The organism is Flavobacterium hydatis (genome assembly GCF_000737695.1).
GTDB lineage: Bacteria > Bacteroidota > Bacteroidia > Flavobacteriales > Flavobacteriaceae > Flavobacterium > Flavobacterium hydatis.
In genome coordinates, this window is record NZ_JPRM01000065.1 from 1 (window position 1) to 14,934 (window position 14,934).

The 14,934-nt window shown below is 32.2% G+C and carries 14 protein-coding genes; 11 read left to right on the top strand and 3 right to left on the bottom strand.

The features are described 5' to 3' along the window. Positions 1–446 precede the first annotated feature (446 nt). Both IW20_RS24645 and IW20_RS24650 read left to right on the top strand, forming a co-directional pair. Positions 447–935, top strand: a complete 489-nt coding sequence (locus IW20_RS24645) for a GNAT family N-acetyltransferase (RefSeq protein ID WP_035628907.1) — start codon at positions 447–449, stop codon at positions 933–935. Between the two features lie 5 nt (positions 936–940). Next, a complete protein-coding gene (locus IW20_RS24650; RefSeq protein ID WP_035628910.1) occupies positions 941–1,423 on the top strand; it encodes a MarR family winged helix-turn-helix transcriptional regulator in 483 nt (160 codons plus the stop codon). Positions 1,424–1,523: 100 nt separating this feature from the next. Here IW20_RS24650 and IW20_RS24655 read toward each other — a convergent pair whose 3' ends face one another. Next, a complete protein-coding gene (locus tag IW20_RS24655) occupies positions 1,524–2,054 on the bottom strand; it encodes an NAD(P)H-dependent oxidoreductase (RefSeq protein WP_035628845.1) in 531 nt (176 codons plus the stop codon). A 162-nt stretch (positions 2,055–2,216) separates the two neighbouring features. Here IW20_RS24655 and IW20_RS24660 point away from each other — a divergent pair, with 162 nt between their 5' ends. Continuing rightward, entirely contained in the window at positions 2,217–2,585 is a 369-nt protein-coding gene (locus IW20_RS24660; RefSeq protein ID WP_035628848.1) for a winged helix-turn-helix transcriptional regulator, read from the top strand. 363 nt (positions 2,586–2,948) lie between these two features. On the opposite strand, the gene nagA is transcribed toward IW20_RS24660, so the two are convergent. Beyond that, on the bottom strand, positions 2,949–4,079 hold the full coding sequence (gene nagA / locus IW20_RS24665) for an N-acetylglucosamine-6-phosphate deacetylase (RefSeq protein WP_035628850.1): 1,131 nt from the start codon (positions 4,077–4,079) through the stop codon (positions 2,949–2,951). Positions 4,080–4,446: 367 nt separating this feature from the next. Here nagA and IW20_RS24670 point away from each other — a divergent pair, with 367 nt between their 5' ends. The 3 genes from IW20_RS24670 to IW20_RS24680 all read left to right on the top strand — a co-directional run bounded on the left by IW20_RS24670 (position 4,447) and on the right by IW20_RS24680 (position 7,207). Further along, positions 4,447–4,701, top strand: coding sequence for a hypothetical protein (locus IW20_RS24670; RefSeq protein ID WP_035628852.1), 255 nt, complete (start codon positions 4,447–4,449; stop codon positions 4,699–4,701). Then, positions 4,698–6,290 carry a malate dehydrogenase (quinone) gene (gene mqo / locus IW20_RS24675; protein ID WP_035628855.1) on the top strand — a complete coding sequence of 531 codons (1,593 nt, stop codon included), beginning with the start codon at positions 4,698–4,700 and terminating at the stop codon, positions 6,288–6,290. Before IW20_RS24670 ends, mqo begins: the two co-directional genes overlap by 4 nt. A gap of 170 nt (positions 6,291–6,460) precedes the next feature. Then, positions 6,461–7,207, top strand: a complete 747-nt coding sequence (locus IW20_RS24680) for a hypothetical protein (RefSeq protein WP_035628861.1) — start codon at positions 6,461–6,463, stop codon at positions 7,205–7,207. 351 nt (positions 7,208–7,558) lie between these two features. Here IW20_RS24680 and IW20_RS24685 read toward each other — a convergent pair whose 3' ends face one another. Beyond that, entirely contained in the window at positions 7,559–9,898 is a 2,340-nt protein-coding gene (locus IW20_RS24685) for a TonB-dependent siderophore receptor (RefSeq protein WP_035628863.1), read from the bottom strand. Positions 9,899–10,032: 134 nt separating this feature from the next. Here IW20_RS24685 and IW20_RS24690 point away from each other — a divergent pair, with 134 nt between their 5' ends. The 5 genes from IW20_RS24690 (at position 10,033) to IW20_RS24710 (ending at position 14,591) form a co-directional block, all read left to right on the top strand. Beyond that, complete coding sequence (locus IW20_RS24690; protein ID WP_035628865.1) at positions 10,033–10,707, top strand: response regulator transcription factor; 675 nt, start codon at positions 10,033–10,035, stop codon at positions 10,705–10,707. Between the two features lies 1 nt (position 10,708). Continuing rightward, positions 10,709–12,097: a HAMP domain-containing sensor histidine kinase gene (locus IW20_RS24695; RefSeq protein WP_035628869.1), complete on the top strand. Its 1,389-nt coding sequence runs from the start codon at positions 10,709–10,711 to the stop codon at positions 12,095–12,097. Positions 12,098–12,175: 78 nt separating this feature from the next. Further along, entirely contained in the window at positions 12,176–12,898 is a 723-nt protein-coding gene (locus tag IW20_RS24700) for a hypothetical protein (protein ID WP_035628870.1), read from the top strand. A 67-nt stretch (positions 12,899–12,965) separates the two neighbouring features. Continuing rightward, complete coding sequence (locus IW20_RS24705) at positions 12,966–13,889, top strand: bestrophin family protein (RefSeq protein WP_240478540.1); 924 nt, start codon at positions 12,966–12,968, stop codon at positions 13,887–13,889. Positions 13,890–14,096: 207 nt separating this feature from the next. Further along, a complete protein-coding gene (locus tag IW20_RS24710; protein ID WP_035628876.1) occupies positions 14,097–14,591 on the top strand; it encodes a TlpA family protein disulfide reductase in 495 nt (164 codons plus the stop codon). Positions 14,592–14,934: the final 343 nt, after the last annotated feature.

Below are 14,934 nucleotides of genomic sequence, written 5' to 3' on the forward strand. Positions count from 1 at the left end.
CTAATATATTTTGACCTAAAAAAAGGAAGAATATAAAATAAAAGAATAAAACAAATCTCGTCTTATTCTTAATTTTAAAAAACTCTTTTTTAGTATTTTGCATCATTGTTGTAAAAATTATATTACAAAATTACTGTTTTTTATAATTTGCCTTAAAATCTACATGCTAAAGATTTGTTAAAGATAATGTTTAAAACTAAGGTTGCTTGAGTTTGAGGGATTTATTTTTGTTTAAATTATTGTATTGCAGTTGCTTATGTTTGTTAAGAAGCTTGTGGTTTTTGTTGTCTTTTCCTGAATATGTGTATTGAACTGATTTAAATTTAAGTAAATGAATTTGTATCTATATCTATATAGTTTTTGTTTTGTAAATGTTATATATTTTTGAAATTATTTTGTTTTATGTATTTAACTACGTAGTTTTGATTTATAAAATATTTAGAGCTATGAAAACAATAATTGTTCCTATTAAAAACGACTATTCAGATGCAGTAGTTGATTTGATATTAAGCATTCAGCAAAAGGAATTTAATGTTCCAATAACTTTGCAAGACCAGCCAGATCTTCTCGAAATAGATAACTTTTATCATGAAAAAGGTGGTTGCTTTTGGGGAGCATTTATAGACGGTGAATTAGTTGGTACTATTGCCTTGGTAAGATATGCTGATAAAGAAGCCGCAATAAGAAAGATGTTTGTAAAAAAAGAATACAGAGGCAAAGAGTTATTTATTGCGCAACAGCTTCTAGATACTTTAATCGCTTTTAGCAAAGAAAATAATATTCTTGATTTATATTTGGGAACAGTTTCGATATTAGAAGCTGCTTTACGTTTTTACGAAAGAAATAATTTTGTAAAAATTGAGAAAGGAACACTTCCTGAAGCTTTTCCTGTAATGGGGGCTGATAATGTGTTTTGTCATTTAAAACTAAGCTAGATATGATGAATATTATAAACGAATCGGGTATTTTGGCACTATCTACGCGGTTGCAACGCCTTAGTGAACAATTGCGTAAAGACGGCGCTTTACTCTATAAATCATTTGATATTGAGTTTGAACCCAAATGGTTTCCGGTAATTTATACGCTGCATAATAAAGGAGTTTTGAGTATTGTAGAAATTGCCAATGAGATTGGTTATACGCATCCATCTACAATTAGTTTGCTGAAAGAATTAGAAAAACAGAAACTTATTCGGTCTAAAAAAGATAAAGAAGATGAGCGTAAACGTTTAATTGTGCTTACTCCAAAAGGACAAGAACTAATCCTAAAAATGAAACCTGTTTGGGATATCATCTCTGAGGTTCTCAATGAAATTACCGATAATGAAAATAATTTATTGAAAGCTATTAATGAAGCTGAAAGCAAAATTGCAAATCAAAGTTTTTTGCAAAGAGCATTACAATTAAAAGAGAGTAGATTGTAATCTGTTTCAGGATTATTTTTTACGCACATAACTTTTATACGATTACAATATAATGTAGAGACGCACCGCAGTGCGTCTAACAAGAGGTAAAATTATGATTCTATAATTTCTCTATAAAAGAAATATAATCGAGTGTGCTTTTTTCTATTCTTTCAGTCGTAGCATTATGTTCTGCACCATAAAAAGCGAATAGCGATTTATAATCGGCTTTTATGTAATTGAAAGTTACCTCAAACGGAGCAGTTAATTGTTGTAGAGTGTATTTGTATCTGCCCGTTGTACTATAATCCTCTTCATTAATTCCTGCAGCTATTCCTAATGCAATTTTTTTATTGTTTAGTTTGTATCCGCTTTTAGAGCCGTATGCCCATCCGTATGTTAATACTTCATCTAACCATTTCTTGAATAATGGCGGACAATTAAACCAGTAAAAAGGGAATTGAAATATAATTGTATTATGGGATTCTATGAGTTGTTTTTCTTTCTCAATATCAATTTTTTCATCCGGATAAGCACTGTGTAAATCATGTATATGATACTTTTCGGGATGTTTTTTTAGTTCCTCAATCCATCGTTTGTTTATGATAGAGTTTTTTAAATCAGGATGTATAATAATTACTAAAGTTTTCATACTAAGAATTTTAAATTTATTACTGCAAAGATCAAACTCATTGGGGGATTAACCAATAAGGGGGCAATTAATCATATAGTGATTAATTAATCACCATAGTAAACTAAGGAAAACTTTCTGTTTTATCTTTACTTTTGTAAATTAACAAATGAAACTAAAGATATGTATCAACGTAAAATTCCGATAGATTATAATTGTGGTCTTACCGTTGCAATGGAAGTGGTAGGTTCTAAGTGGAAATTTTGTTTGCTGAATGAAATTTCTAAAGGTATAAAACGTCCTAAAGATTTGGTTATTGCTATTAATGGTATTAGTAAACGTGTATTGCAGAACCAATTAAGAGAACTTGAAATGCATGGACTTTTGAGTAAAACAATTTATACTGAAGTTCCGCTGCGAGTAGAATATTATCTTACCGAAACAGGAGAATCTCTTTTGCCTTTAATTGATGCGATTGATAAGTGGGGAGTGAATTTTGCACCTCAGTTAAGAACAATTTTAGAGAAAGAAAGTTTAGAGGTAGAAGTGTAGACTAAGAGATGCAAGTTTTTTTTGCCACAGATTAAAAGGATTAAACTGATTTTAAGACTTTGCGGTTAATTTTTTACTTAATCCTCAACTTTTAATCCGATTCGATTTAACCGCAAAGTACACAAAGAAAAAAACGCAAAGGCTCGCAAAGCTATTGATTAAACTTTGCAAGCCTTTGCGGTTAATTTTTAGCCACAGATTAAAAGAATTTAAACTTTAAAAATCCGTTTTTATCCGTGTTTCCGCGATAGCGAATCCGCGTAATCCGCGTTCCTTTTTTGCTTCACAGATTTTAAAACTTTGCGAACTTTGCGAACTTTGCGTTAATCCTTGCGTCCTTTGCGGTTAAATTTTCGTTACAGATTATACCGTAACAGTATCAAAACTTAATGTTTCTATTATCGACAAATCAGCATTAAATTGAACGAAGCTTGCTGGAAATCCAGCTTTAATTTTTCCAATTTTATCTCCCATGCCAATAGCATTTGCCACATGTGAAGTTGCCATTCTTATAGCTTCATCTGCAGAAACATCTAAATGATTATAGGCATTCTGTACCGCATCTAGCATCGATATACTTGCTCCGGCAAGACTACCTTCTTCATTTCTGTAAAAACCATCTTCCAAATGTGCATTAAAATTATCCCACACAAAAGAGGAAACTTTGCGTCCAAGAAATGTAGCATCACTTATTAAAAAGAATTTATCTTGTTTTAGCTTATAAGCCAATTTTGCTGCAGCATAATCACAATGTGCACCATCTAAAATTACTGGCGCATAAACATTTTCATTTTCAAAAGTAGCACCAACTAAACCAGGTTCGCGATGTCCGAATTGTGTCATGGCATTGAATAAATGGGTTACGAGTTTTATTCCTTTCGAAAAATAAACTTGTGCTTCTTTATGCGTAACAGTCGAATGTCCTATCGAAATTGTAATTCCGCTTTCTAATAACATATTCAGTTGTTCGTCGGTAAAACATTCTGGGGCAATCGTAATTACTTTTATAACATTTTTGCCTAGACGTATAATTTCTTCAAGCTCGGTATTAGTTGGTTTACGAACGTGGTCGATGCTATGCGCTCCGCGTTTTAAAGGATTTAAAAATGGTCCTTCCAGATGCATTCCGATTACGCCATTATCATGTTTTTCTCTGTAACTACGAACAGCTTCAATCCCTTTTAAAATTGTTTCGTGAGATGACGAAATTAAGCACGGAAGTATATGAGTAGTTCCATATTTAAGACTTGATTCGTATATATCCTGAATCGTTTCTTCGGTAGGAGTCTGACTAAAATAAAGTTTCTCTCCACCATTTATCTGAATATCGATAAATCCTGCCGAAATATAATTTCCTTGTAAATCAATGGTTTCAATGTCATTTGGAATTTCTTTCTGAACAGAAAGAATAGTTCCGTTTTCGATAATAATGACACCGTTATTAATTATTTCTTCACCGGTATGTATAGTTGTATTTATAATTGCTTGTTTCATTCTATAATTTTATTGCTAATGTTTAATTAAGTATTTTAAATTCATTGCACTATTTTTATATTCAACTTTGTAATACAAACTTAGTATATTTCTTAAACAATGATGGTAATTTGATTCTCAGTATCAGATTGTTTTTCATCAAAAATATATTTTAATAAAGTATTACAGTAGCAAAATTTCATGAGATAATTTGTGATACAAAAATAGAAAAACGGAATTTTATAGGAGTAAAATATGCTCATTAAGTTTTGTTTAATAGCTAGTAATTAAACGATTACAATTATTAATTTTTAGAGGTAATGATATTTTTTTTATCTTTAATAGGAATTAAGTATCTTATTATTAATAACTTATAAATGTAATAATTATGACTACAGCTACTTCTATTACCATTTTAAGACAGCAAAAAACACTTAAAACCCTAGCATCTATATTCCAATTCTTGGCTTATGTTGTAGGTTTGATAACTCTAATAGGGACAGTGTATCTTATTGCGACTCCACGAGGAATTGGGGGATGGATTTTGCCTGCATTTACTTTTTTTTCAGGATTTATTCTGTTTTTATTTTTATTCTCTTTTTCAAAAATTATAGATATTCTAATTGAAATCAGTAGCAAATGAAAAAGAGCTTCATCTGTTTGTTATGCATCTTAATATTAGGATCATGCGCTGATAAGAAAAGTAGCGAAAGCGAAACTGTAGATGTAGTTTTGGTTGGTGGCGGAATCATGAGTGTGACTTTGGCAAATATGCTAAACGAACTTGATCCAGACATGACCATGATTGCTTATGAAAGGCTTGATGCTGTTGGTCAGGAAAGTTCATCGGCATGGAATAATGCTGGAACGGGACATTCTGCACTATGTGAACTCAATTATACACCTGAACTAAAAGACGGTAGTATCGATACTCATAAAGCTGTTGAGATAAATGAATCCTTTGAAATCTCAAAAGAATTTTGGTCATATTTGGTAGGAAATAATAAAATTGGCCCGCCCAAAACCTTTATTAATCCAACACCACATATGAGTTTTGTGATAGGAGAAGACAACGTAAAATACCTTAAGAAAAGATTCTTGGCATTACAAAAAGAACCGCTTTTTACAGGAATGGAATTTTCTGACGATCAAAAGCAAATCAATAATTGGATTCCGCTTGTAATGAATGGAAGAGATTCTTCGCAAAAAGTAGCGGCTACAAAAATTGATATCGGAACCGATGTTAATTATGGAGCTCTTACCAATGAGCTAACTTCTAATCTTGTAAAATCGGGTAAAATGAAGTTGGAAGTAAATCATGAAGTAAGCGATTTTAAAAGGAATGAAGATGGTACTTGGAAAGTGTATATTAAAGACTTAAAAAATAACACGACGAAAACTATCAATGCGAAGTTTGTTTTTATAGGTGCAGGAGGAGCAACATTGCCCTTGCTAGAAAAAACACATATTCCCGAAGCAAAAGGATATGGAGGTTTCCCTGTAAGCGGGGAGTGGTTGGTATGTAATAATCCTAAAATAATAGCGCAGCATCAGGCAAAAGTATATGGAAAAGCTTCGGTAGGTTCGCCACCAATGTCGGTTCCGCATCTTGACACACGAATTATTGATGGCAAAAAAGAACTTTTGTTTGGTCCTTTTGCTGGATTTTCATCCAAGTTTCTTAAAAACGGGACTTGGGCAGATTTACCCGCATCATTTAATTTTTATAATATAAGACCCATGCTAGAAGCTGGGCTTGACAATGTTCCGCTTACAAAATACTTGGTAGAACAAGTGGTACTTACACCAGAACAAAGATTGGCAGCATTGCAAGAATATTTTCCTAAAGCAAAAATGGAAGATTGGGATTTAAAGATTGCCGGGCAAAGAGTCCAAGTCATAAAAATTGACAATACGACACGAAGAGGAATTTTGCAATTTGGTACCGAAGTTGTAACGGCATCAGATGGAAGTGTGGCTGCTTTGCTTGGTGCATCGCCAGGAGCATCTACTTCGGTCTCGATTATGCTCAAGGTAATAGAAAAATGTTTTAAAAATGAACTCAAAACATCAAAATGGCAAGAGAAAATAAAGGAAATGATTCCGTCGTACGGACAAAAATTATCCGATAATATTCCGCTTGCAAATGAAATCAGGAAAAACAATAGTGAGAAACTCGGAATCGTCTGGAAAGAAATTCATATGGTTGCACCAAAAACTGAGACTCCATAATTAATCTCTGATTATCGAAGGATAAATCCATACGTTATAAACGATGTATGGATTTTTTTGTGCTTATATTTCCTCATTAAACATAATCTTAGTTTGGCTTTTATATATAGTAAACTATCTTAAAACGGTATATTTGCATAAATTATTTAATAAAAATTTCAGTTTAAAAAATGAATAAAATGGGCTTTATAAATAGTAGATTATTATATGTTTTGTTGGCATTATTTATTTTTCCTTTCTTCGGTCATGCCAGTGCTTATTGGATGGAAATAAAAGGATCTGAAAAGAAAAATGAACCAGCAATTATTCAGATAATTTATGGCAATGTAGATGAATATGGTGTGCGACACCGACAATCTGGAACTGAACACGCCCTAATTAAGGATTTTAAAATCTATGTTATTGATGCAAAAGGAAAACGAACAGATATTGTAATTGTTCCAAAAGGAGATTGTTGGGAAGGAACATTTGTACCAGATAAAGATGGTGTTTATAGAGTTATAGGAATAAATGATAAACATCCTGTTGTAGATCGTTCAAAAAGTGGAGGAGATAATATACTGCCAATAGATTATTTGGTTGGATCTTATAATGTAGGTAATGTTGCTAATAAGGAATTTGAATCGCCTATGCAGTTTTTGGATATTAGTGTATATCCAGTAGATAAATTGATTAAAGTTAAAGCTTTTAAAGATGGCGCTCCTGCTGCAAATAAAACCAAATTAAGAGTTTTGAATCCTGAAAACTGGGAAAGAGAATTAACGGTTAATGAGCAAGGAGAGGCTTTTTTTATGTCGACTATGAAAGGACTTTATATAATAAGGAAAGATTGGGTAGATCCAACTCCAGGAACTTATAAAGGAGTTGCGTATAAAAGCATTCGTTATCGATGTAATTACTGTTTGCAAATGAAGTAATGCTAGAGATTAACCGCAAAGGGCGCTAAGGTTTACGCAAAGGTCGCAAAGCTGTGAAATCCTTTTAATTTTTTTAATCTGTGACAAAAAATTAACCCAAAGGACGCTAAGGTTTACGCAAAGTGAGCAACGTTTTATTATCTGTGGCTAAAAAAAGGAACGCGGATGATGCGGATTCGCTTTCGCGAAAACACAGATAAACACGGATTTTTAAAGTTTAGATTCTTTTAATCTGTGCTAAAAAAATGACGGCAAATAACGCAACGTTTCTTTTCAACTTTATCATTATAATAAATAAGGCTCTAACCAATGCGAGAATGCATTTTGGCTAAAGCCTTATTCTTTTTTTATTTAGAATTTGAAGCTTACATTCCCCATAAAGCGTAGTGGAGCTTGAGGAGTAAGACGTACAGACCAAGCTTTTTCGCTTGTTAGGTTATCGGCTTTTAAGCCAATTCTAAAACGTCCCATATCATAAAATACAGTTGCGTCTAATATGGTGTAAGATGGTATAATTACTTTTCTGGTTGTAGTATTAGTCTGGAAAGAAGAACTACCATAATTACCACCAAAACCAGCACCAAAGCCTTTTAGTTTTCCTTCCTGAAATTTATAACTCATCCATAAGTTTACCATTTTGTCTGGACCAGATAAAGCTGGCCTAAGACCTTCGATAGATGGATCTGCATGAGTCATTTTGCTATCATTATAAGCATAACCAGCTACAATGTTGAATCCCGAAAAAGGATTTGCTGTAAGCTCTACTTCAAAACCCCTACTAGATTGAGCTCCGTTTTGTATCATGTAGTTTACATCGTTTGGATCTGTACGAACCATATCTTTTACTTGTATGTCGTAATAACTAATGGTTCCAACAAGTTTATGATTAAAGATATCTCCTTTAAGACCGATTTCCCATTGGTTTGCTTCTTCAGGTTTAAAAACATCTCCTGCTGCATTAGTACCTGTTTTATTCGTAAAACTGTTCATGTAATTAGTAAATACCGATAGATTATCTTCTAATACTTCATACACAACACCTAATTTTGGAGATAAAGCAGTTTGTCCGTATTTTCCTTTATTCTCGCCTGTTGCCAATGAAGTTACACCTTCACTTTCAAAACGATCTAAACGTAAACTTACCATCGTAAGTAGTTTATCGGTAACATTAAATACATCCGAAGCATAAATGGCATAACTATTATCTCCGTTATTTTCTGCACGTTTTACACCAGTCGAAGCCAAGTCATCGATAGTCGCTTTACTAATTTTAGAAGTTGCCGATGGATTTGTAAAATTTACTTCAGGGCCTGTAATATGAACTCTATCAAATGTATTTGAGTTGTTGTAATAATCTAAACCTACAACAAGTCTGTTTCTGTGAGATCCAATTTTAAAATCACCAATAAAATTTTGCTGAATATCAGTAGCAATAAATGCGGTATAACCTCTCATAACAAGGGCTTTTAGTGTCGTATCAGAAGTTCCGTTTAATGCTGAAATATACCCATCGATAGAAGTTCTAGAACGAGAAAGTACCGATTGTGAAGTCCATTGTTCGGATATTTTGTAATTAAACTGAAGGAATATATTCATCATTTCGGTTTCATAAGCAAGGTCATTACTACCAAATAATTGATTGTATGGGAAGTTCATATCGGCAATACTTTCAGTTTTTTTGCTTTTTGTCCAAGGATTAAAACGTAGAACCGAAGTACCTTTTGCTTTTCCATATTCTAAATCAAATAACATCGAAAGTCTGTCATTAATTTGGTAAGAGAAACTAGGCGCAAAGCTTATACTTTTTGTAAAACCAATGTCTTGAAAACTTCTTTCGAAAGTAGAAGCTCCATTAAGGCGGAATAATACTGTTTTATCTTGATTAACAGGCGTATTAACGTCAAAAGCAACACGGTTAAAATTCCAGCTTCCAGCAAAAAGAGAAACTTCACCACCAAAAGCGTTATATGGTTTTTTGGTAACTCGATTATATAATCCTCCATAACTAGATAAATTATTACCAAATAATGTTGCCGATGGCCCTTTGATAGCTTCAATACGTTCTAGATTTGCAGGATCTATAGAAGAGTAGGAGAAACCAGCAACTCCATTTCTTACCATAGGTTCAGTTTCAAAACCTCTTGAACGGAATGTAACCCGACCTTGATTTGCAATCATTGGGATTCCTGAACCAGGAACATTCTTTGCTATACTTCCTAAATCTACAGCCATTTGCTCGATAATTAACTCTTTGGGAACGATCGAATAAACTTGTGGATTTTCGAGATTTTTAAGCGGAAGTCTTGCAGAATACACACTTTCTTTTTTAGAAAACTTGTTTGTATTACTAGCAACAGTAACTTCTTGTAAGGCTTGTATGTTTTCCTTTTCTAGTTGATAATTTGCTACACTTGTTTGCCCTGTAGTTACTTCTACAACAATATCTTTTTCGGCAGCACCAAGCATTTGGATTCGGATGGTATATTTTCCTGCAACTAGATTGGAGAAAGAATAATTCCCATTTTCTGTAGTAAGTGTAGTTTTATTTATTTCGATTAATGATACCGAAGCCAAGTCTGCTGCTTGTCCATTTATTAAAGTAATTTGACCTGTAATTTTTCCTGTTGATTGAGAATAGCAAGAAAATGAGCTTATTACCAGAAAAGTAAAAGCTGATAGTAGAAATTTCATTAAATTAGTTTTAAAAATTATTATGTGGTATTTGGCGCAAAGATAAAAATATTATTTATATTTAGTCTAAATAATCACGTTGTAACATGATTTTAATTTCAATTCTTATTTTTGTTTTTTTACACTGAATCAAAATGAAGTTACTCCTTGTCGAAGACGAACCCAATCTCTTATCTATTTTACGTAAAGGCTTTTCCGAGAACAACAACGAAGTAAGTGTTGCTCTTGATGGAAAAACGGCATTGGAAATGATTAACAATTACAATTTTGATGTTGTTGTTTTAGATATAATGTTACCAGATATTAACGGGATTGAAGTATGCCGAAGATTGCGCGCAAGTAAAATCTTTGTGCCTATTTTGCTTTTAACAGCCCTGGGAACTTCAGAAAATATTATAACTGGACTTAATGCCGGTGCAGATGATTATTTGGTAAAACCATTTAAATTCGGAGAATTAGATGCTCGTGTTAATGCTTTAAACAGAAGAGCAAGTCAGGAAACAGAAAAGTTAGATACTATTACGATAAGTGATTTAGAAATTAACGGACGTACAAAAACGGTAAAAAGAGATGGACAGATAATAATATTGACCGCAAAGGAGTTTAAGTTATTGTATTATCTCGCTAAGAATACTGGTACAATTGTATCTCGAGGACAAATTCTGGATAATGTTTGGGATATTAATTTTGATATGAATACCAATGTTGTCGATGTATATATTACCTATTTAAGAAAAAAAGTCGACAAGCCTTTTAACAGCAAATTAATCCATACTATAAAAGGATTAGGCTATACTATTAAATTATAAAATGAATATTAGAAAAAATATCACGTTTACCTATATTGGTCTTTCTACATTTAGTGCTTTACTATTATGTATTGTTGTTTTGTTTTTATTTAAAGCAAATAATCAATACTATTTTTTAAAACGACTAGAAGATAGAGCAAAGATCGTTGCTTCGATTAATTTCCAGAAGGATAAGGAGAAAATGAAATATTATAGCGAGCTCAAAAAAAATGGGCTCGAGGAACTTATAGAAGAACAGGAGTTTGTTTTAAAAGTAAATAGCGAAAGCAGCTTTGAGTATAATACCAATCTTAATTTGCCAAATGAGTTTTATAGTAAAATTCTAAAAACAGGAAAAGATTGGTTTGTACAAGGCAATAAATATTATTTGGGTCAAATATTTGAAGAAAATAAGCAAAAGTATATTGTAATCATTGCCGCAAGAGATAAAAAAGGAGAATCTACTACGATTTACATTATCAAAATAATGCTAATTGGAGGAATCTGTTTTGTTATTCTGGCGTATTTCTTAGGGCGTTTCCTGGCCAAAAGAGTAATTAATCCTGTGGCTAGAATTACCAAAGAAGTAAATAGAATTAGTGCTTCTAATCTTCATAGCAGGTTGCCAGAAATTAAAAATGCCGATGAAATTTCAGATCTTACAGCAACATTTAATGATATGCTCGACAGGCTGGAAACTTCGTTTGAGATACAAACAAACTTTATTAATAATGCTTCGCATGAATTAAAAACGCCAATAACAACCATTATTGCCGAGGCTGAAATTATGCTTCTTAAAGAAAGAGAGCCTCAGGAATACATGCAATCATTAGAGAATATTTATAATCAGGCATCACGATTAGGAAACTTAACCGAGAGTTTATTAAAACTTACGCAAACAGGTTATGACGGAAAAAAACAAGTGCTGGATATTACCCGAATAGATGAGTTATTACTAACAGTAAAATCTGATCTGGATAAGATCTTTCCTGATAACAGAGTAAGTATCAAGCTTAATTTTGTGCCACAAGATTCTAATCTTTTATTAATACCGTGTAACAGACCTTTATTAGAACTTGCCATTAATAATATTATTACTAATGGTGTAAAATACTCCGATAATAATGAGGTTTTTGTTGCGCTTTCGGCAAATGAAGAAGCGATTAGAATTACAATAAGCGATATTGGTATTGGTATACCGCCCGAAGATATTCCGCATTTATACGAACCTTTCTTTAGGGGGAAAATTGCAGCAAAGTATATTGGTTATGGTTTAGGACTTCCTCTAGCCATGAAAATTATCCGTATGCACGGAGGAGAATTACAAGTTCAGTCCGAGCAAAATAAAGGAACTATGGTTACTATTATTTTTAAAAAATGCAACATTAAAAATTCTAATGTGAATTCTTAGAAAGTTCTAATTTTATCTTAGGGAAGTTTTAATGTAGCACCAGTTATTTTGTAGGTATAAATCAAACAAATTATACTTATGAAAAATTTCTTAATACCTACGACTTTAAAAGAAGATACAATTGATGCTGTAAAACTAGCTGTTTATCAGGCAAAAGAAAGTGATTGTGAAATTATCTTAATGATAGTTTCTGAAGTTCCAGATACCTATTCGGCTTCTAATTTTTTAAGAACAATGAGAGTTAGTTTAACTAAGACTCAAGAAGAAGTTCTGGATGTGTGCAGGTTAATTACAGCATCTTCAGATAACTGCAAAATTAAAATTCATAATCAATATGGAATTTCATCGCCAATATTTAAGAACTTAATAACAGCTTTTTCTGTAAAACTAGTTATTCTTCCTCATTCTTATAAGCAAGAAACCAAAAGGATACACAACCATTTGGTACAATTAGCAGGAAACCAAAAATGTCCTATTTTACATTTAAGTTCAGAGCCTTATAAAGATGATTTTAATAAAGCATTGTATATCGAAAACGTACAGCAAAATCTTCATGTAAAAGATATTCAGCAATTTATAAGTGATAATTTTTCATTTGAGATTGTAAGTCAGACTAAAAATTTTGATGATAATTACAAAGAATTTGCGCCACATTTAATCGAAGTTATTTCTAAGAATCATATCGATTTATTGGTTCAAACGCGCAAAGCCGAAAAGATTAAATTCACAAAGACCAAAAACGAAACTATAAACGATTTATTCGGTCTTCCTGTTTTATCACTTTATGAGGAGTTAGTATAATTAATTTCTGCAAAAAAATAAGTTTAATCTAACTCCTGAAAACATGCTATTAAAAAAGAAAATTCCAATGAGGTATGTCCTTGGAAAAATAAAAGTTGAGCTTATTCTGGTGACTACTTATGCCATATTATTTGAAATTTTTCATCATCATTATATTAATATTTCTGTAGATATTCCTATTGCAGTTCCCGCTATTATTGGTACAATTATATCCTTATTACTAGCTTTTAAATCTAATCAGGCGTATGATAGATGGTGGGAAGCGCGTATTATATGGGGATCTATCGTAAACGAGTCCAGAACTTTGGTTAGGCAAGTGATTACATTTTACCGTGACCCAGATTTTTCGGTTAAGGCAAATGATTTTAAAGAAAAATTTGCCAACAGACAAATAGCCTGGTGTTATAGTTTAGGGCAATCTCTGAGAAATAAAGACGCTATAAAATCTATTAAACCCTTTTTGACCGAAGAAGAATTGCGCTTTGTACAAAATCATCAACATGTTCCTAATGCTATTTTAATGTTGCACGCAAAGGATCTTACTAATGCGACCGAAGAGGATAAGATGAATACATATCAGCAAGTAGAGATTGATAAAACATTAACAAGATTGTGTGATGCTATGGGAAAATGCGAACGAATAAAAAATACTATTTTTCCAACAACATATAGTATGTACATACGATTTGCACTATGTTTATTCATTTTCCTATTACCTTTTGGGCTAAATAGTGTATTAGGTTGGTACGCAATACCATTGATAACAACGATAAGTGCTGCTTTTTTTCTTATCGAAAAAATGGCAATTCATTTGCAAGATCCTTTCGAAAACAGGCCGACAGATACGCCAGTTACAGCAATTTCGAACGTTATCGAAAAAAATCTAACACAAATGATACACGAATATCGAAATGAGTTTGCGTTTAAAAATGATTCGGTTGTAAAAACCGAAAGCAAAAGAATAGAAACTAATGCCTATTTTGTTTTATAATGTAGCTATGAATGTAGTTTTAAAAAATATCGGGTTCCTTCGATTATTAATCTCAGTAATTAATAATTGAAGGAACTTTTTTAATGTAGGTTTAGGAAAAAAATATTTCTAAATTCGCCGAAGAAATAGAAACGATTTTATTGTTAATCGTGTTATTTCTTATAAGATAGACTGTTTTGTTTCAATGCCCTGAAAATAATATAACCTATGAAGAATTTATTTTTTACACTTACATTTTTAATTTGCTCTTATACGAGTACCAATGCACAAACCGAAGGTCTTGATGTAGGCGACATAATTCCAGATATAGATTTGCCAGACACAAAAGGTAATGTGGTTTCGCTTTCCTCTTTAAGAGGTTCTTTGGTATTTGTCGATTTTTGGGCTTCGTGGTGTGGACCTTGCGTTAAGGAACAACCCGAATTAATCAAATTGTATCAAAAATACCCTAACAAATTTTTGATTTACGGTGTTTCTTTAGATTCTAAAAAACAAGCTTGGCTAGGCGCTATGGCAAAACTAAAACAACCATGGATACAAGTAAGTGATTTAAAATTATGGGATTCTCCTGTTGTATTAAACTATAAGATACAAGCCATTCCGCTTAATTTTCTGATTGATAAAAACGGAATTATTTTAGCCAAAAACGTTCACGGCAGTAAATTAGATGAGCTTATTAAATCGCTTACAACCGCAAATTAGTTTTTTTATTTACCATATAGTCCCAAAGCTTTGGGAGTATGTCATTAAGTTAAGCTTTTGAACTTTAATTTTCTTCGCAAAGATGTCAATTCACTAAGTTTAGATATGATTTCTTTGCGATTTTGCGTCTTTGCGAGAGATTTGTTTGGCAAAGTATTGCAGCTTTTACATTAACTTAATGATATTGGACTTCGTTAATATGTGTTAAAAATAATTATCCCCAACGGGTTTATTCATCAAATTTTACCAAATTTTCCTTCCATTATATTGCTCAGGATTAACACTTCTATATCCTAATGTAAAGTAATATTGCGTTTTTTTATGCCATATTTTTTTTGAGATT